This is a genomic window from Williamsia serinedens (assembly GCF_024171725.1).
GTDB lineage: Bacteria > Actinomycetota > Actinomycetes > Mycobacteriales > Mycobacteriaceae > Williamsia_A > Williamsia_A serinedens.
In genome coordinates this window covers 247,786-266,037 of sequence record NZ_JAMTCG010000004.1, presented here as the reverse complement: position 1 = coordinate 266,037, position 18,252 = coordinate 247,786, and the positions used below count along the sequence as shown (strand labels likewise).

At 70.7% G+C, this 18,252-nt stretch carries 16 protein-coding genes; 11 read left to right on the top strand and 5 right to left on the bottom strand.

What is annotated here, in order from left to right; translation table 11 throughout:
* The first annotated feature begins 42 nt into the window (after window positions 1-42).
* The gene (locus LX12_RS12340; RefSeq protein ID WP_253654849.1) at window positions 43-1,107 is read left to right on the top strand and encodes a potassium channel family protein; all 1,065 of its coding nucleotides are present in this window, start codon (window positions 43-45) and stop codon (window positions 1,105-1,107) included.
* A 168-nt stretch (window positions 1,108-1,275) separates the two neighbouring features.
* Window positions 1,276-2,205 carry an NAD(+) diphosphatase gene (gene nudC / locus LX12_RS12335; RefSeq protein WP_253654848.1) on the top strand — a complete coding sequence of 310 codons (930 nt, stop codon included), beginning with the start codon at window positions 1,276-1,278 and terminating at the stop codon, window positions 2,203-2,205.
* A 56-nt stretch (window positions 2,206-2,261) separates the two neighbouring features.
* On the opposite strand, the gene LX12_RS12330 is transcribed toward nudC, so the two are convergent.
* Window positions 2,262-2,513: a mycoredoxin gene (locus LX12_RS12330; RefSeq protein ID WP_253654847.1), complete on the bottom strand. Its 252-nt coding sequence runs from the start codon at window positions 2,511-2,513 to the stop codon at window positions 2,262-2,264.
* A 66-nt stretch (window positions 2,514-2,579) separates the two neighbouring features.
* Here LX12_RS12330 and LX12_RS12325 point away from each other — a divergent pair, with 66 nt between their 5' ends.
* The 3 genes from LX12_RS12325 to LX12_RS12315 all read left to right on the top strand — a co-directional run bounded on the left by LX12_RS12325 (window position 2,580) and on the right by LX12_RS12315 (window position 5,466).
* The gene (locus tag LX12_RS12325; protein ID WP_253654846.1) at window positions 2,580-4,658 is read left to right on the top strand and encodes an ATP-dependent DNA helicase UvrD2; all 2,079 of its coding nucleotides are present in this window, start codon (window positions 2,580-2,582) and stop codon (window positions 4,656-4,658) included.
* Window positions 4,659-4,783: 125 nt separating this feature from the next.
* Window positions 4,784-4,990: a hypothetical protein gene (locus LX12_RS12320; RefSeq protein ID WP_253654845.1), complete on the top strand. Its 207-nt coding sequence runs from the start codon at window positions 4,784-4,786 to the stop codon at window positions 4,988-4,990.
* 170 nt (window positions 4,991-5,160) lie between these two features.
* Window positions 5,161-5,466 (top strand): WhiB family transcriptional regulator, encoded by a 306-nt coding sequence (locus tag LX12_RS12315; RefSeq protein WP_253654844.1) that lies wholly within the window; start codon window positions 5,161-5,163, stop codon window positions 5,464-5,466.
* A gap of 52 nt (window positions 5,467-5,518) precedes the next feature.
* On the opposite strand, the gene LX12_RS12310 is transcribed toward LX12_RS12315, so the two are convergent.
* The 3 genes from LX12_RS12310 to LX12_RS12300 all read right to left on the bottom strand — a co-directional run bounded on the left by LX12_RS12310 (window position 5,519) and on the right by LX12_RS12300 (window position 9,261).
* Window positions 5,519-6,835 carry an ABC1 kinase family protein gene (locus tag LX12_RS12310; protein WP_253654843.1) on the bottom strand — a complete coding sequence of 439 codons (1,317 nt, stop codon included), beginning with the start codon at window positions 6,833-6,835 and terminating at the stop codon, window positions 5,519-5,521.
* 35 nt (window positions 6,836-6,870) lie between these two features.
* Window positions 6,871-7,755 (bottom strand): hypothetical protein, encoded by an 885-nt coding sequence (locus LX12_RS12305; RefSeq protein ID WP_253654842.1) that lies wholly within the window; start codon window positions 7,753-7,755, stop codon window positions 6,871-6,873.
* A gap of 72 nt (window positions 7,756-7,827) precedes the next feature.
* Window positions 7,828-9,261 (bottom strand): zinc-dependent metalloprotease, encoded by a 1,434-nt coding sequence (locus tag LX12_RS12300; RefSeq protein ID WP_253654841.1) that lies wholly within the window; start codon window positions 9,259-9,261, stop codon window positions 7,828-7,830.
* Between the two features lie 242 nt (window positions 9,262-9,503).
* Here LX12_RS12300 and LX12_RS12295 point away from each other — a divergent pair, with 242 nt between their 5' ends.
* From LX12_RS12295 to LX12_RS12275, 5 genes are read left to right on the top strand one after another with little or no spacing between them, the layout of a single operon-like run.
* Entirely contained in the window at window positions 9,504-10,541 is a 1,038-nt protein-coding gene (locus tag LX12_RS12295; protein WP_372504999.1) for a hypothetical protein, read from the top strand.
* The gene (locus LX12_RS12290) at window positions 10,531-11,592 is read left to right on the top strand and encodes a hypothetical protein (RefSeq protein WP_253654840.1); all 1,062 of its coding nucleotides are present in this window, start codon (window positions 10,531-10,533) and stop codon (window positions 11,590-11,592) included. The genes LX12_RS12295 and LX12_RS12290 overlap by 11 nt, the downstream gene beginning before the upstream one ends.
* Window positions 11,592-12,419, top strand: a complete 828-nt coding sequence (locus tag LX12_RS12285) for a hypothetical protein (RefSeq protein ID WP_253654839.1) — start codon at window positions 11,592-11,594, stop codon at window positions 12,417-12,419. Before LX12_RS12290 ends, LX12_RS12285 begins: the two co-directional genes overlap by 1 nt.
* 13 nt (window positions 12,420-12,432) lie before the next feature.
* Window positions 12,433-13,416, top strand: coding sequence for a hypothetical protein (locus LX12_RS12280; protein WP_253654838.1), 984 nt, complete (start codon window positions 12,433-12,435; stop codon window positions 13,414-13,416).
* Window positions 13,417-13,468: 52 nt separating this feature from the next.
* Complete coding sequence (locus LX12_RS12275; RefSeq protein ID WP_253655100.1) at window positions 13,469-14,482, top strand: YlbL family protein; 1,014 nt, start codon at window positions 13,469-13,471, stop codon at window positions 14,480-14,482.
* Window positions 14,483-14,492: 10 nt separating this feature from the next.
* Here LX12_RS12275 and LX12_RS12270 read toward each other — a convergent pair whose 3' ends face one another.
* Window positions 14,493-15,095: a PPA1309 family protein gene (locus LX12_RS12270; RefSeq protein WP_253654837.1), complete on the bottom strand. Its 603-nt coding sequence runs from the start codon at window positions 15,093-15,095 to the stop codon at window positions 14,493-14,495.
* Window positions 15,096-15,222: 127 nt separating this feature from the next.
* Between LX12_RS12270 and LX12_RS12265 the strand changes: the two genes are divergently transcribed.
* Window positions 15,223-18,249, top strand: coding sequence for a UPF0182 family protein (locus tag LX12_RS12265; protein WP_308214001.1), 3,027 nt, complete (start codon window positions 15,223-15,225; stop codon window positions 18,247-18,249).
* Window positions 18,250-18,252: the final 3 nt, after the last annotated feature.

Here is an 18,252-nt window from a genome sequence, read left to right as displayed (position 1 = left end):
CTGTGCCTGATCGCCGTCGGTGATCGGGCTAGAGTCCCCGTGATGCCTGGACCCATTCGTCGACGCCTGCGTCCGGACGACCTCACCGCGATGCCCGACCACGCGCTGGTCGGCGTCGTGCGCATCCCCGAGATGCAGGCCAGCCCGGTACGGGCCATCAGCCGACGGGTCCTGTTCGCGCTCATCGCGTTGTTCGCGGCGGTGATCATCGTCTACCTCGATCGCGACGGCTACCGCGACGTCCAGGACAACGAGCTGTCGTTCCTGGACTGCCTGTACTACGCGACGGTGTCGCTGTCGACGACGGGCTACGGCGACATCACCCCGTTCACCCCCGAGGCGCGTCTGATCAACGTCCTCGTCATCACGCCGCTGCGCGTGATGTTCCTGATCGTGTTGGTCGGTACGACGCTCGAGGTGCTCACCGAGCGGTCGCGGCAGGCCCTGAAGATCCAGCGTTGGAGGAGCAAGGTGCGCAACCACACCGTCGTCGTCGGGTACGGCACGAAGGGCAAGACCGCGGTGCGCGCGATGCTGGCGGACGGCACCAAGCCGTCGGAGATCGTCGTCGTCGACTCGCAGCAGGTCGTCCTCGACGGCGCGGCCGCCGAGGGCCTCGTCACCGTGCGCGGCGACGCCACGCGATCGGATGTGCTGCGTCTGGCCGGCGCGCAGCACGCCGCGTCGATCGTCATCGCAGCCAACCGCGACGACACCGCCGTCCTCGCCACGCTCACCGCGCGGGAGCTCGCGCCGCGCGCGAAGATCGTCGCCTCCATCCGCGAGGCCGAGAACACCCACCTCATCCGGCAGTCGGGCGCCAACTCCGTCGTCGTCTCCTCCGAGACCGCAGGTCGGCTGCTGGGTCTGGCGACCTCGACCCCCGCGGTCGTCGAGGTCATCGAGGACCTCCTCACCCCCGACGAGGGCTACGCGATCGCCGAACGCGACGTCGAGCGCGACGAGCACGGCGCCAGCCCCCAGCACCTCGTGGACATCGTCCTCGGTGTCGTCCGCGACGGCCGTCTCTACCGCGTCGACGACAGCGAGGTCGACGCGATCGAGGAGGGCGACCGCCTGCTCTACGTGCGCAAGGGCCCGGCCTGACGCAACCCGTCGAGCGTGCACTCGATCGCGCCGAGCGCGCATTTGATCACGCCAAGCGTGCATTCGATCGCGCCCAGCGTGCGAAGTGGCGATGACGGGCCGACCCTGTGCCGACACGTACACCCCACGGCGCGGGGCCGCCTGATCCGCGATCGTTAGGCTCGGCAGGTGGCCATCTTCACCTTCGCCGAACCGCCGCTGCTGTCGCGGTCGACCATCGACCGCGCCGACGAGATCCGGGATGACGCCGAGCGCCTCGCGCGCGGCTGGCCGGACGCCCGAGTGCTGCTCGTCGACGCGAACGGGCGGTCGGGGATAGGTCCCGACGGACTGCGGTGGGAAGCCGCGTCGACGTTCGGCGACAGCATCCCCGAGGACGCGGTCTTCATCGGCATCCGTGACGGCATCGACCTGTGGACCGTGCGTGTGGAGACGATCGAGGGAAAGACCGCCGACCCCCGCGGCAGCCTCGGACGGCTCGAACCCGACGAGGCCGGCTTGCTCGTGACGGCGCTCGGGATCCTCAACTGGCATGCGACAGCACGGTTCTCACCGGTCGACGGCAGTCCGACGGTGCCCGCCCGCGCCGGGTGGACGCGCAAGAGCACCGTCACCGGACGGGAGGAGTTCCCGCGCTCGGACGCCGCGATCATCACCGTCGTCCACGACGGGGCCGACCACGTCCTGCTCGGCCGGCAGTCGGGCTGGCCCGACAAGTGGTTCTCGACGTTCGCCGGTTTCGTCGAACCCGGCGAGTCGTTGGAGCAGTGCGTGGTGCGAGAACTGCACGAGGAGACCGGTCTCGACGTCGTCGAGCCCCGCTACCTCGGCAGTCAGCCGTGGCCGTTCCCGCGATCACTGATGCTGGGGTTCGAGGCCCGTGCCGATCGCGACCAACCCCTGGACTTCCTCGACGGCGAGATCACCGAGGCGGTGTGGTTCCCGCGCGAAGAGGTGGTCGCGGCACTGAAGAGCGGCGACGAGTGGCTGCGGGGCGACCCCGCCGGAGAACCCGCCGACGACCCCTCCGTCCGCCTGCGCCTCCCGGGCTCGATCTCCATCGCCCGCGCCCTCGTCACCGCCTGGGCCGGCGTCTGATCAGTAGTGATCTTTCCCGCTGAGCGGGAAAGATCACTACTGATTGCCGCGGTGGGTCAGCGACCGAGCTTGGCGAGGACGTCCTTCACCGACGGGTTGGTGGCGGTGGTGCCGTCGGCGTACTGCACGGTGGGGACCACGTGGTTGCCGTTGTTGACGCTGCCGACGAACTCGGCGGCCGACGGCTCGCGCTCGATGTCGATCTCGGTCCATTCGACACCCTCGCTGCGCAGGCCGGTCTTCAGTCGCGCACAGAAGCCGCACCACGACGTGGTGTACATGGTCAGGGCGGGGTTCTCGCTGCTCATGAACAGCAGAACGTACCCGGGGCCGCCGAAGATTCCGCTGTCGGAGGGTGCAGGGATACTGGGCGCATGCGCTCGCTCGACGGTCTCGACCCCGAACAGCAGGCCGCCGTCCTCGCGCCCCGCGGACCGGTCTGCGTGCTCGCGGGCGCCGGCACGGGCAAGACCCGCACCATCACGCGGCGGATCGCGCACCTGGTCGGGGAGGGTCACGTCCGCGGGGACCAGGTCCTCGCCGTCACCTTCACCGCCCGCGCGGCGGGGGAGATGCGCGGGCGCCTCCGATCGCTGGGGCTCTCCGGCTCCGGCAACGCCGTGCAGGCCATGACCTTCCACGCCGCCGCCATGCGCCAGCTGCGCTATTTCTGGCCGCAGGCGGTCGGGTCCAGCCGGTGGGAACTGCTCGACAACAAGTTCCCGGTCGTGTCCCGCGCCGCCCGGCGGGCCGGACTCGACACGTCGACGGAGACCCTGCGCGACCTGTCGTCGGAGATCGAATGGGCGAAGGCGTCGCTCATCGGCGTCGACGACTACGTCACCGAGGTCGGGAAGCGGCGGCGCGAGACACCGTTCCCGGCGGAGAAGGTCGCGGCCGTCTACGCCGGGTACGAGGCCGCGAAGGTCTCGCCCGACGGCGACCAACTGCTCGACTTCGACGACCTGCTGCTCGTCACCGCCGGGATCCTGGGCGACAACGCCGCGCTCGCCGAGGTCTTCCGCGACCGCTACCGCTGCTTCGTCGTCGACGAGTACCAGGACGTCACCCCCGCGCAGCAGAGCCTGCTCGACGCGTGGCTCGGCAACCGCGACGACCTGACCGTCGTCGGCGACGCCAACCAGACCATCTACACGTTCACCGGGGCGAGTCCGCGCTACCTGCTCGACTTCACCCGCCGCTTCCCCGAGGCGCATCTCGTCCGTCTCGAACGCGACTACCGCTCGACGCCCCAGGTGGTCAGCCTGGCCAACCGGGCGATCGGCGCCGCCCGCGGTCGCGTCGCCGGCACCCGACTCGCGCTCGTCGGGCAGCGACCGCCCGGGCCCGAACCGGAGTTCGCCGAGTACGACGACGAACCCGCCGAGGCGGCGGCGGTCGCCAAGCGGATCAAGCGGCTCCTGGAGCAGGGGGTCCCGGCGTCGGAGATCGCGATCCTCTACCGCGTGAACGCGCAGGCGCAGGCGCACGAGGACGCGCTGACCGCGGCCGGTATCGCCTACCAGGTGCGTGGCGGCGAGGCGTTCTTCCAGCGCGCCGAGATCCGCCAGGCCATGCGGGCACTGCAGTCGGCGGCCGGTCGCGACGACCTCCCCGCCGACGCCGACCTGCCGACGCTCGTGCGGGCGGTCCTCGTCCCGCTGGGCCTCACCGACTCCGAACCTGCCGGTACCCAGGCCAAGCAACGGTGGGAGTCGTTGCGGGCGCTGGTCACCCTGACCGAGGACCTCGTCGTCGACGTCCCCGAGTTGACCCTGCCCGGTCTCGTCGACGAGCTGTCGGCGCGGGCGCAGGCGCGTCACCCACCGACCGTGCAGGGCGTCACCCTCTCCTCGCTGCACGCCGCGAAGGGCCTCGAGTGGGACGCGGTGTTCCTCGCCGGCGTCACCGACGGCTCGCTGCCGATCAACCAGGCCATCAACGGGTCCGACGAGGACGTCGAGGAGGAACGCCGCCTGTTCTACGTCGGCATCACCCGCGCCCGCGGGATCCTGCACATCTCCTGGGCGTTGGCCCGCGCCGAGGGCGGCCGCAAGAGCCGCCGACGCTCCCGGTTCCTCATCGGACTCGTCCCCGACGATTCGCCGGCCTCGCGCATCGCCGAACCGACGAAGCCCGGACGACGTCCCCGCTGCCGGGTGTGCGGCAAGCAGTTGATCGGCAAGACGCCGTCGCTGCTCGGCCGGTGTGAGGACTGCCCCTCCGACCTCGACGAAGAGTTGCTCGTCGCTCTGAAGGAGTGGCGGCGGACCCAGGCCGCCGAACAGAAGGTGCCCGCGTTCGTCGTCTTCTCCGACAACACCCTCATCGCCATCGCCGAGCAGAAGCCGTCCGACGTGGCCGGGCTGGTGGCCATCCCCGGCATCGGGGCCAAGAAGCTCGACCAGTACGGCGAGATGGTGCTGGGGCTCGTCGCCGACACCGTGCGCTGACCGCACGACACGCAAAACCGCAGGTCAAAAAATGGTTGTGCGGATCGCGAAGCATCTCGTAGTGTTCTGGTCGTCGGTACGGGATCTCCGTGCGACGCCTCGATGAGCGGAAGGGAGTGAGTCGGATGAACTACGCATTCGTCAACGGCTTCGCTGCCTCCGTGGTCACGCCCGCGTTCGGCTTCGCGCCCGCAGGCGCAGACCGCTGGTTGGTCGAGCGTCCGCGTACCGCCGCCGCGATGGCCTTCTCCGCCGTCGCCCCGCTGGCCGCGCATCACGCCGCCGCCGCCCAGGCAACCGCCATCCGCCCCGCGATCCCCGTGCACACCTAGATCTCGGTCCAGCGCAGAAGCGCTGACGACATCCCAGGCCACGGCGATCGCAGCAGCGAGACCCGTGGCCTTCTTCGTTCCCGGTCCCGATCGGACCACCGGAGAGGCGCCTCCCGGGTCACCAGCCACACATGACCCCGATCCCGCCCATCTCCAGTGGAGGAGCCGACATGACCGCCCCGGCAGTCGACACCCGACCGACCGACACCGACCTCACACCCGAGACCGCGGCCGCCGCTCTCCGTCTGCCCTGCCGCGTCTCCGACCCGGACCTCTGGTTCGCCGAGAGCCCGGCCGACCTCGAGCAGGCGAAGGCGCTGTGCGCCGACTGCCCGCTGCGGCGGGCGTGCCTCGCGGCCGCTCTCGAACGCGCCGAGCCGTGGGGCGTGTGGGGTGGCGAGATCCTCGATCAGGGGACCGTCATCGCCCGCAAGCGTCCTCGGGGACGGCCGCGCAAGAACGCCGTCGCCGCGTGAGCGGCAGTGAGTTCACGCTCCGCGTGAGCCCCGGTGCCGGGGCTGTGGTCACTCAAGACCGCAGTCCCGGCACCCACTTCTCCATGATCCGACGGTAGGGCGCCTCCGCGTCGAGTTGGGCGGCGATGCCGACACACCCGCCGAGCACCCGGAACACCATCACGTACTCGGTCGGCACGTTCAGGTGACGCGAGGTCTTGTAGACGTCGCCCTTCAGGTCGGTGGCCTTCCCGGCCGCACGCTGCAGCCACTTCCGCGTGAAGTGGAACGACTCCGACAGCAGGGGGTCGACATACGGCTTGAGGTAGTTCTCGATGTCGACCGCGGTGACGCGATCCTTGTTCGCGCCGGTGATGAACCCGGCGTCGACCATGGCCTCGACCAGTTCGTCGTACTTCTGGTCGCGCGCCAGAGCGAGGATCGGCCCGGTCTCCGCGGGCAGACCGTTCGGGTACAGTCCGACGGCGCCGTAGTCGAGGACGATCAGGCGTCCGTCGGCGTGGATGCGGAAGTTCCCGGGATGCGGGTCGCCGTGCAGGAGCCCGACGCGCGCGGGGGAGCTGATCTCGAACTCGGCGAGCTTGGCCGCGGCGGTGTTGCGCTCCTGCGCCGTGCCCGACGCGATCACCTGCGAGAGCGGCGTCCCCGCGACCCATTCGCTGACGACGACCTTGGGCGCGCTGGCGACGACCTTGGGCACCAGCACCTCCGGGTCGCCGTCGAACTCGGCGGCGAACGCGCGCTGGTTGTTCGCCTCCGCCTGGTAGTCCAGTTCGTCCTCGGTGCGGGCGATGAGCTCGTCGACGAGTGCGCGCACGTCGGTGCCCGGTGTCATCCGCTGGATGATCGACGACAGCCGCGACAGTGTCTTGAGGTCGGCGCGCAGCGCGTGGTCGGCCCCGGGGTACTGGATCTTGACGGCGACCTCGCGCCCGTCGGACCACACGCCGCGGTGCACCTGTCCGATGCTGGCCGACGCGGCGGGTTCGTCGGAGAACTCACTGAACCGGCTGCGCCACGCGGTGCCGAGCTGCGCGTCGAGGACCTGATGGACCTTCTTCGCCGGCAGCGGCGGTGCCTCGGCCTGCAGCTTCACCAGCGCCTCACGGAAGGGCTCCCCGTACTCGTCGGGGATCGCGGCCTCCATCACCGACAGTGCCTGGCCGACCTTCATGGCCCCGCCCTTGAGCTCGCCGAGCGTGGTGAAGACCTGCTCGGCAGCCTTCTCCATCAGCTCGGCGTTGATCTCGTCGCGGTCCTTCCCGGCCAGCCGCTTGCCGAACCCGGCGGCGGCGCGCCCGGCCATGCCCAGCGGGAGTGCCGCGAGCTTGGCGTTGCGGCGACCCCGCCCCTCGGTGATGTCGGCCATCTGCGGTGCACCTCCTGCGTCGCCACCACGATAGTTCACCGACGAAAACAGCAACCGCAGAGCGGGTGTGGCGTCCATCGCCGCATATGTAGCCGAGCCGGTCGACTGCGGTACTCGAGGGTGTGCCCGACGCTGGCCGGCAAAGGCACGCTGCGATCGGCCGGGTCGCACGCGGCCCGCGCGAGCCCCTCGGCCACGTGGTCGATCTGGTCGAGCGCGAGGCCGGCCGTCGCGACGGCGGTCGCGACGCTCGCGTGGCCGACGGCGCCGATCATCTGGCCGCTCACGACCGGCCACTGCGGGTCGCGGTCGGACCGGTGACAGTCCGCGCAGCGGAGACAGGTGGTCCGCCCGGGCAGCACGAGCGGTCCCACCACGCCCACGCCGCCGCGCAGACACACCTGCAGGTGCGGGATGCGCCGGCTCATCAGGCCGGACACCACCGACGGGTCGTGCACGAGGGCGTCGCAGAGGACCACGAGATGCTCGGTCCACGACGACAGCGGGATGTCGTCGGCGTGCTGGGGACGGGGCCGTTGCGTCGACGTCTCGACCGCCATGCCGGTGTCGCGCAGCAACGCCGTCACCCGCGTCGACACCGGGCCACGGCCGTGCACCCGCACCCGGAAGTCGCCGGGCGGCACGACCGTCGCGATGACGCCGGCCGTCGTCATGCGACGCATCAGTTCGGCGACATCGCCTGCGGTGAGCCCGATGTCGCGGGCGGCCCGGCGGATCTCGGTCGGTGTGCGCGGGGTCGTCAGCGATCGCAGGAATGCGACGAACGCCCGCGGCGACAGGTGGCCGGGGAGGTCGACGATGAGACCGGCCTCGGCGTCGCCGCCGATCTGCACGGTGTGGTCACCGCGGTGCACCACCGGGGTGTCGGGGCGCAGGGTCGCGGACTCGGTGCGGGACATGCCGCACACCGTCGCACCTCGCGCCGACGACGATCAGCCGTCGACGGCAGTTGTCCACAGGCCTGGCGCGGCTCAGACCGGTGCGGGACCGCCCTTGTCGTCGTCGGTGCCCTCGTCGTCGGGCGACGTCCCGCCGTCCGTCGGGGACTCATCGGACTCGTCCTTCGCCGACGCCTCCTGGGCCATCTGCTTCTCGAGCTCGGCGATCGGGTCGTCGGTGCCGCCACCGATCACGCGGTCGATGAACCCGGCGGGGGAGTCGACGTCGTCGCCGTCGGGCATGAGGTCGGGGTGTGCCCACACGCCGTCGCGGGTCGCGATGTCCGAGGCCTCGAGCAGCTTGTCCCACAGCGCCGCGGCCTCGCGGACCTTCCGCGGACGCAGCTCGAGACCGACGAGGGTGGCGAACGTCTGCTCCGCGGGTCCGCCGGTGGCACGACGGCGGCGCATCGTCTCGGCGAGCGCGCCCGCGCTGGGGATCCGGTCGGCGAGGGCGTGGTCGACGACGCGCTCGACCCAGCCCTCGATGAGCGCCAGCAGCGTCTCGAGCCGCGCGAGTGCCGCCTTCTGCTCGGGCGACGTCGTCGGCTCGAACGACGTACCCGCCGACATGAGCTCCTCGATCTTGCCCGGGTTCGACAACAGCTCGGTCGGGTCGATCGACTGGGCGGCCTCCTGGATCCCGGAGAAGTCCATGGTGATGCCGCGGGCGTACTCCTCGACCGTCGACAGGAGGCGCTGTCGCAGCCAGGGGACGTGCGCGAACAGCCGGACGTGCGCGGCCTCGCGGGCGGCGAGGAACACGATGATCTCCTGCGCGGGCTGCTCGAGCCCGTCGGCGAACTTCGCAATCGCCTCGGGGAGCAGCACAGCCGTGCCCGTCGGCGCGAGTGGCAGACCGACATCGGTCGACGTCAGGACGTCCTTCGCGAGATGACCGAGACCTTGGCCGAGTTGGGTGCCGAACGCCATGCCGCCCATCTGCGTGACCATGCCGAGCATCGGGCCGGCGAACTGGCGGGCCTCCTCGGGCAGTCCGGTCGCGAACATGCCGGAGATCTGCGACGCGATGGGGTCGCACAGCGTCTTCCACGTCGGCAGCGTCTCCTCGAGCCACTGCACCGGCGTCCACGCTGTCGTCTGCGTCACACCGGCTGGGAGGGTGGTCGCGCCGTCGAGCCAGACCTCGACGAGCCGCACCGCCTCGACGACCGCGGTGCGCTGCCCGTCGTCGAGCGGGCTGAAGTTCCCGATCTGCTGCCGGGCCAGCGAGGTCGCCACCTGGTAGTTGACGGGGCCACCCCCGCCGGCGCCGCCGCCCTGGCCCATGCCGCTGAGCATCGAGCCGAGCTGGGAGAGCATCTGTCCCAACTGATTCGGGTCGAAGCCGCCGGCGCCGAACGGATCGCCGCCGAGCGGGTTCGACGAGGAACCGTCGCCCTTGCGGTCGCGGTCGTCGTCACCGTCGCCGCGGCCCGAGCTGAATCCGAAAGGCAGGTCGTTCATGGCCCCCACGGTACCGGCGGGACCACGTCGGACACCCGTGCCGACCACAGGTGACGTCGGGTTTCGCTCTCAGCGCACTTGTGTTCACGATGACCACAACGCTGTGAGCGATCCGCAACTCTCACTACATTTCGCTCGATTTGTCCAGGTCCCGCGCAGGCGGGTGTGACCGATGGAGCAGGCGCGTGACGAGCAGGCAGCACAGGACCCGACCGCGGCGCGGGCGTACGAGGTCGGGACGGGTGGCCGCACTGCTGGGTGTCGTCGCGCTCGCCGCAGGTCTCGCAGCGGTCGGGGCCGCGCCGGCGTCCGCGGCGCCCACCCCGCTGACCGGCCTGTTCGCGATCGACGCCGGCGTCTGCTCGGGCGGCTCGGTGACGGGGTCGTTCTTCCGCATGATCCTGCCCGCCGGTTCCACCAGCGGGCCGTTCCTGTCCAACAGCGACTCCGGGTGCTCGGACAAGACCGTCACCCCGCTGTCACCGGGCAGCGACGGCGGAGTGACGTCGGGTTCGTATCAACCGCAGCCGGCGCAGGCGTTCGACGGCGCGGGCAACGCGGTCTCCGGTCGCGTCACCCGCCCGGTGAGGTTCTACGGCGTGGGTTTCGCGACGGCGACGAACGCCACCGACCCCCAGACGGGGTCGGCTGCGGCCCTCCCGCAACTCGCCGCGGACGGCACCACACTGAGCGGCGATCTCAGCGCCTTCGGAGTCACCTGGAACAAGCAGGTGTTCAACCAGGGCGCCCCGAAGCCGGGTGGCGGACTGCCCGGGAAGACGACCGCGGTGCGGGGGACCATCGACCGCGCGAGCGGCGCCTTCGTCATCGAGTGGACGAGCCAGATCGTGGGTGGCCCCTTCAACAACTTCACCGGCCTGTGGCACCTCGCCGGGACCTACCGCGGCGGCGGGCTCGGCGCGGCGCAGGCTCCCGCCGCGCAGGCTCCGGCCGCGGCGGCCCCTGGCGGGACACCAGCGGCGGCTCCGACCGGCGTCGCCGGTGCGGCACCCGGCGGCGCGGCGCCCACGGCGGCCCCCGGCGCGCAGACCCCGGGTCAGCAGGGTCAGGCGGCGGCGCAGCCGGTTGCCGGGACCGCGGTCGCGGCCGACCCGGCGTTGACGGCACGAGCCGTGGACGTCTCCGGGACCGGGCAACCGCGATGGCTCCTGCCGGTGCTCGTCGTCATCACGGCGATCGCCGCCGCGCTGCTCACCAACGCCGACCGCCTGTTCCGGCGCCGCGCGACCCCGACGGCGGGCACATCTGGTGACGAGTGACCGCACCGTGGGCGGGCCACCGGTGATCACCGGCTCGACGAGTGACGCGCTCGGCGTCGCGATGCCGGCGGTGCACGTCGTCGGCGACGCGCCGGCACCGCCGCGGAGGTCGTGGCCCTGGGCGGTCGGCGGACTGATCGGACTGGTCCTTGTCGTCGTGCCCCTCGCGGGCGGGATGCTCTACCCGGCCGCGCAGGGCCAGGCGATGGTGACCGCCTTCGCGCCGTACGTCACCGAGCAGCGCATGGACACCTTCCGCGCCGATCTCGACCGGTTGTCCGCCGCCCACGCAGCGATCGTGCGTATCGACTCCTCGGGCCGGGTCGACGCGACGCGGTACCCGCAGATCGACGACTTCGTGGCGCGCTACCCGGCCATCGACGCCGACATGCGTGGCTTGATCGACCGGATCGACGCCGGCCGCACCGACTTCGAGCGTCTCGCGGACCTGCGTCCCATCGACGTCATCCCGTTCCTCCCGATCGGCGCCGGTCTGCTGATCCTCGGCGGGTCGGTCTGGGCGTGGCGTCGGGCACGGACGGGACGCCCGCCGCTGCCGGCGGCCCTCGTGGTGGGGGTCGTGGCGGTGGCGCTGGTGGTGACACCGTTGGTGCGGGGCATGCCGGGCGACACCCGTGCCGCGACCCCGCTGCTCGACCGGTACTCGACCGTCCTCACCGCAGCGAAGGTCCGCGACGTCCAGGGCTACTTCGTCGTCCTCGTAGGCGCCGTGGGTGCCGTGGGTGCCGTCGACAGCGTCTACCGCGCCGAGATCGCCACCGCGCCCCGACAGGACGTCGCGGCCGTCGACGACCTGCGTGCCTCCTGGCAACGGATGTCGTCGGACTTCGCGGGGCTCATCGGGACCATGAACGACAACCTCGGCAACTATCACGGCGTCCGTGCGCTGAACGACCGGACCGCAGCACTCGGTGTAGGCGCGTTCGCCGTCCTGCCGTGGTTCCTCGTGGCTGCCGGCGCGCTCACGGGAATCGCCGCAGCACTGGGCATCACGTCCGACCGACGTCGAGAACGACAGGGGAAGAGATGATGACGACGAGGCGCGGCCGCCGGGGCCGCCTGCTCATCGCGGTCGCCGCCGCGGCGCTCACGCTCGCGTCGGCGGGCTGTTCGTCCGACGGGACCGCCACCGCCTCCGGCGATCTCGTCGGCCTGTTCCGGCTCGACCCCGGCACCGTCGACGGATCGTCGGTGAGCGGCTCGTGGTTCAGGATGGTCCAGCCGGCCGGGACCCCGAAGGACGGGCCGTTCATGCCCAACGGCGACTCGCCGGTCCAGGGCGGGACCGTCACACTGTTGAGCCCGGGGTCCGAGGGTGGATTGCGCGTGGGTGGGTTCCAATCCGAGCCCACGCCCGGTTTCTCCTCGGACGGCAACTCCCTGTCGGGCTCGATCATGAAGCCCACCAGGTTCTTCGGGGTCGACTTCGGTGCGTCCACGAACGCCGTCGACCCGCAGACCCGCAGGGCCGTCGTCGCGCCGTCGGTGCGTGTCGAGGGCGGGAAGCTCACGGCGAACCTCACGGCGTGGGCGGCGTCGTGGAACAACCAGGAGTTCAACCAGGGCGCACCGAAGGCGCCTGCGGCCGCCGGCCCGCAGGTGCCGGGTGTGGCCCAGGCGACGCGGGCATGGGACTGGGTCCAGCAGAAGTGGTTGGGCCAGGACGACGCGTCCTCGGGTGACGGGCCTCCCGCCACCGGGACCTACGACGCCTCCTCGCGTCACTACACCCTCGAGTGGACCAGCCTCATCGTCGGCGGCCCGTTCAACGGCTTCACCGGCGTGTGGCACCTCGAGGGCACCTACGAGCCGTCCGCGGCTGCCCCGTCCACCGCACCGCCCTCGACCACACGATGAGTCTGGAGAACCCGTGAGCGACCCCGCCGTCGACCCCGTGACCGAGCCGTTCCCCGCCCAGGCCGCGCCGACCCCGCCGGCTCGTCGCCGACGGGGACCGTCGGCACCCGTCGTGGTCCGGGCGCTGTCCGGTGTGACGGTGCTCGCGGTCCTCGCCACCGCGACGTGGGTGTCGGGTGATCAGCGCTCCGTCGTCGTCACCGACGCCGGTCGCACGGCCGCCGCCCCGGCACCGGCGGCCGCGGTGGTCGTGCCCTCCGTCGCGCCGTCGCCACCCGCCGGCCGTCCCGCTGCCCCGACGACCCCCGCCGCGCCCGCGGGACCCGTGCCGGGCGCGGCCGTCGCCATCTCACCGGGAGCGGGAGGGGCGACGCTGCCGTCGGCGGCGGTGACCCCGGGCGGGGGTGCTGCGCCGGGCGCGTCCACCCCGATCGGCGGGACGACCCCGGGCGCGGGTACGACGCCGGGTGGGTCCAGCGCGGTGGACCCGGCAACGTCGGCGTTCTCCGCGCCCGCGGTCGACACGCAACCCCCGTGCCCGCTGGGCCTGCCGAGACCGGCCAAGTCGGGTGGGTTGTCGTCGATCGTCGAACTCTCGCCGATGTTCGGTCCGTTCGCCTCCGAGGTGTTCTCCCTCGGCCCGGCCATCCAGCCGATGATGCAGCTGGCCGGGCCGATCCTGGCCGAACTCGAACCGGTCATCTTCCAGAACCTGCCCTGGATCACACCGATCCTGAACGGCATCGCCGGGGCCGGTGAGGTCGTCCTCGCCGCGATACTCCCGTTCTACGGGCCGTACCGCGAGCAGTTCATCGCCGCGGAGGGCCGGTTCGCGGCGAGCATCGCGCCGGTCCTGCAGGCGACCTACGACTCGCCCGCGGCGGCGTGCCTTACGGCGCTGCAGGGCGAGGTGATCCGGCAGGCGCACGGGGGCCAGGTGACCGCACCGTCGCTGACCCGACCCGGACAGGTCGTCCGGCTCGGACCGGAGAGGTGAGCTCGCCACATCTACTGTGGTGCGCGTGAGAGTCGTCCCGGCCAACCGGCGGATGGTGACACTGGCGGTCACCCTGGTGCTGCTGGTGCTCCTCGTGCTGGTCGGATCGTTCGTCCGTGTGCCCTACGTGAGCCTGGGCCCCGGGCCGACCGTGAACACCCTCGGCACCGTCGAGGGCAAGCCCGTCGTCGCGATCGACGGGGCGCCGGTCCGCGCCACCGACGGCAACCTCAACCTCACGACGGTGTCCGTCACCGACGGCCTGACGCTGTTCCAGGCGCTGGGCATGTGGTTCTCCGGTCGCGACGCGTTGCAGCCGCGGGAGGAGATCTTCCCGCCGGACCAGTCCGCCGAGGAGGTCCGACAGCAGGACCAGCAGCAGATGGGCGGGTCCGAGGACTCGGCCACCGTCGCGGCGCTGCGCTATCTCCAGCGGCCCGTCGCGCTGTCCGTCGTCGTCGATCCGAAGGGACCCGCGGCGGGGAAGCTGACGTCGGGTGACCGGGTGGTCTCGGTGAACGGCCGGTCGGTGTCGACGCCCGATCAGCTGCGTCAGGCGGTGTCGTCGTCGAAGCCGGGGGCGACGGTCACGTTCGGGGTGGCGAACTCCTCCGGTGCGACCCGCGACGTCCCCGTCGTGCTCGGTTCGCGTCCCGACGAAGCCGGCAAGGGCTATCTGGGCGTGACGCCCGAGTTCGTCAACGCCGACCCGTCGCTGCGCATCGACTTCACGGTCGGCGACATCGGGGGCCCGTCGGCCGGGCTGATGCTGACGCTGGCCGTCATCGACAAGCTCGGTCCCACCGACCTCACCGGCGGCCGGTTCATCGCGGGCACGGGCACCATCTCCGACGACGGCGACGTCGGCGAGATCGGTGGGATCACCCACAAGACGCTCGCCGCCCGCGAGGCCGGCGCCACCGATTTCCTCGTGCCCGAGGGCAACTGCGCGGAGGCGCGGTCGGATGTCCCCGACGGCCTGCGCCTGATCAAGGTCGACACCCTGTCCGACGCGGTGACCGCGCTCGGCGACATCCGCGCGGGTCGCGACGTGCCGCGATGCTGAGCGTCGGGCGTCACCAGTCGTCGGGGTCGTTGTCCAGCGTGGCGGCCACCGCGGCGACGAGGTTCGGGGCGAGCTCCGGGTGCGACAGCAGCTCGATCGGCGCGTCTTCCTCGCCCAGGGCGGGCTTGAGCTGCAACAGGCACAGCGTCCGCCCGTCGCGCAGCGCCGCGGCGATGAGCCGCGCGTCCGTCGCCTCCGGGTGCTCGCGCGCGGTCTGGCGCGCGGCCTCGTCGGCCGCGTCGGGGTCGGCGAGCAGCGGACCGAACGCCTCGTCGAGGTCGGATTCTGCGTCCGGGGGCAACACGATGATCTCCTGGACCAGTGCGCAGCCGGCGACGGCCGCGGGCCAGCTGGTGGTGCCGAGCACGTGCTCGATCTCCGACATCCCCGAGTCCGGCGCGACGGGAAGCGCCTCCTGCTCGATGAGGGTCAGCTCGGACTCGTCGAGCGTGTCCGCGAGGTCGGGTTGCGCCTGCGCGACCACCGCGGTGGGCACCAGCGCGAACAGCAGGGGAGGCTGTCCCCAGCCGCCGGCGTCGACGAACTCCGCGACCTCCCGCACGGCGATGCCGAGCGCGTCGGGGGACAGGGGAACGTCGTCGGGACTCGTCACAGGATCATCCTGTCATCATCGGCGGTCGGACTCGTGGGGACCGGACCGCTGTCCGGCCGTCAGTAAAGTAATGGCAAAGACGCGTGCTCACGGGCCGCGTCGTCGTATCGCAGTGGGAGCGTGACAAGTGGGCGTACGGGGTCCGGCAGGGATGCCGACACTGTCCAAGCGGAGCAAGATCCTCATCGGTGTCGCCGTCGCGATCCTCGTGATCCTGCTGGTGGGGCCGCGGTTCGTCGGGCTCTACACCGACCTGCTGTGGTTCGACGACCTCGGCTACAGCAGCGTGTTCTCCACGATCATCTGGACGCGCATCGTGCTGTTCCTGGTGACCGCGGTCGTCGCGGGCGGCATCGTCTTCGCGGGTCTGGCACTGGCGTACCGGTCGCGGCCGGTGTTCGTGCCGACGTCGGGCCCCGGTGACCCGATCGCGCGCTACCGCGCCGTGGTGATGGGCCGGATCCGGTGGTTCGCGATCCTGCCGTCGGCGCTGGTCGGGCTGTTGGCGGGTCTCGTCGCGCAGGGGTCGTGGGCGACGGTCCAGGTGTTCCTGCACAGCGAGTCGTTCGGGGTGAAGGACCCGCAGTTCGGACTGGACACCTCGTTCTACGCGTTCGACCTGCCGTTCTACCGCTTCGTCCTGAACTTCCTGTTCGTCATCCTCGTCATCACGTTCCTCGCGAGCCTGGTGACGCACTACATCTTCGGCGGGATCCACCTCGCGGGACGCAACGGTGCGCTGACCCGGGCCGCGCGGATCCAGCTCGCCGTCATCGCCGGACTCTTCCTGCTGCTCAAGGCCGTCGCCTACTGGTTCGACCGCTACTCGCTGCTGTCGAGCACGCGCAAGCAGGAGATCTTCACCGGTGCCAGCTACACCGACATCAACGCAGTGTTGCCGGCCAAGCTCATCCTGCTGGCGATCGCCGTCATCTGTGCGGCGGCCTTCTTCGCCGGCATCGTGCTACGCGACCTGCGTGTGCCCGCCCTCGCGACGGCGCTGATGCTGTTGTCGGCGTTGGTGATCGGCGTCGGCTGGCCCGCGGTGATGGAGCAGTTCTCCGTCAAGCCGAACGCGGCGCAGAAGGAATCGGAGTACATCCAGCGCAACATCGACGCGACGAGGGCGGCGTACCAGATCGGCAACGACCGGGTGACCTACCAGGAGAACTGGACCGGCGGTCAGGTCAACCAGCAGAACGTCGACTCGGACTCGGCGACGATCTCGAACATCCGTGTGCTGGACCCGAACATCGTGTCGCAGGCGTTCACCCAGCTGCAGCAGCAGCAGAACTTCTACGGGTTCCCGACGCAGCTCGCGATCGACCGGTACCGCGTCGACAACCAGCTGCGCGACTTCATCGTCTCGGTGCGTGAGCTCGACCCGACCCGGTTCGCCGCGAACCAGCAGAACTGGATCAACAAGCACACCGTGTACACGCACGGCAACGGGTTCGTCGCGGCCCCGGCCAACAAGGTGAACGAGCCGGCGTCGTCGGGGACGGACGTCACCAGCGGTGGCCAGCCCGACTTCGACGTCAGCGATCTCGCCAGCATCGCCGACCCGAACTACCAGGCGACCGCACCGATCAAGGTGAAGCAGCCGCGGATCTACTTCGGCGAGTTGATCTCCAAGGTCAACCCCGACTACGCGATCGTCGGCTCCGCGAACGGCCAGCAGACCGAATACGACACGCCCACAAGCCGATACACCTACACCGGTGACGCCGGCGTCTCGCTGGGAAACATCTTCAACCGGCTGGCGTACTCGATCAAGTACACCGAGCGGAACATCCTGCTCTCGGGTGCGATCAACTCGAACTCGAAGATCATCTACAACCGCGACCCCCGCGACCGCGTGAAGAAGGCGGCGCCGTGGCTCACCGTCGACTCGAAGACCTATCCCGCGGTGATGAGCGACGGGTCGATCCAGTGGATCGTCGACGGGTACACCACCCTCGACGCCTACCCGTACGCGCAGAAGACGTCGCTGCAGGACGCGACGACCGACGCGCAGGAGCTCACGCAGGGACAGACCGGTCGCACCCAGGTCAACCGTCAGGTCGCCTACGTCCGCAACTCGGTGAAGGCCACCGTCGACGCCTACACGGGCAAGGTGACGCTCTACCAGTTCGACGACAAGGACCCCGTCCTCAAGACGTGGATGAAGGTGTTCCCCGGAACGGTCAAGCCGCGCTCGGAGTTCGACGCGAACACCAGCCTCAAGGAGCACGTGCGCTACCCCGAGGACCTGTTCAAGATCCAGCGCTCGCTGCTCGCGAAGTACCACGTCTCGGACCCGGCCACGTTCTTCCAGGGCAACTCGTTCTGGTCGATCCCGGCGGACCCGACCGACTCGAACGCCCTCGACCAGGGGCTCGATCAGCCGCCGTACTACTTCGTGGCCTCGGATCCGCGTCGCCAGAACGTGGCCAGCTTCCAGCTGACCAGCGTGATGAACACGTTGAACCGTGACTTCCTCGCCTCCTACCTCACGGTCTCGTCGGACCCGGACACGTACGGGCAGATGACGATCCGCGAGGTGCCCACCAACCCGACCCGTGAGGGTCCGCGGCTGGCGTTCTCGGCGATGTCGACGTTCGGTCAGGTCAACGCCGACCTGAAGAACCTCGAGAACACGGCGTCGACGCGGTTCGGCAACCTGCTGACGCTCCCGGTGGGGCAGAACGGTCTGCTCAACGTGGTGCCGCTGTACGCGCAGGCGAAGAACTCCGACGCGACGTTCCCGCGGTTGTTCCGCGTGATCGTCCGCTACCGCAGTTCGGACACCGAGCAGCCGAGCATCGGCTACGCGCCGACCATCGCCCAGGCCCTGCAGCAGGCGGGTATCAGCCCGGCCGCGGCCGCGGTGCCGGACAACAACCCGACGGGGCAGGACACCACGGGGAGTTCCGGTCAGCAGCAGCCGACGCAGCAGCAGGGGTCGATCCCGACCACCGCCCCGTCGACCCCGACCTCGCCGGCGCCGAGCTCGTCGGCCGCGCCGGGTGACCGGGATGCCGCTGTCGCCAACCTGAACTCGGCGATCGAGGCGTTGCAGCAGGCGCAGAGCTCGGGGAACTTCACCGCCTACGGTCAGGCGCTCGATCGCCTGAACCAGGCGGTGCAGCAGTACGAGTCGCTGCCTAAATAACGG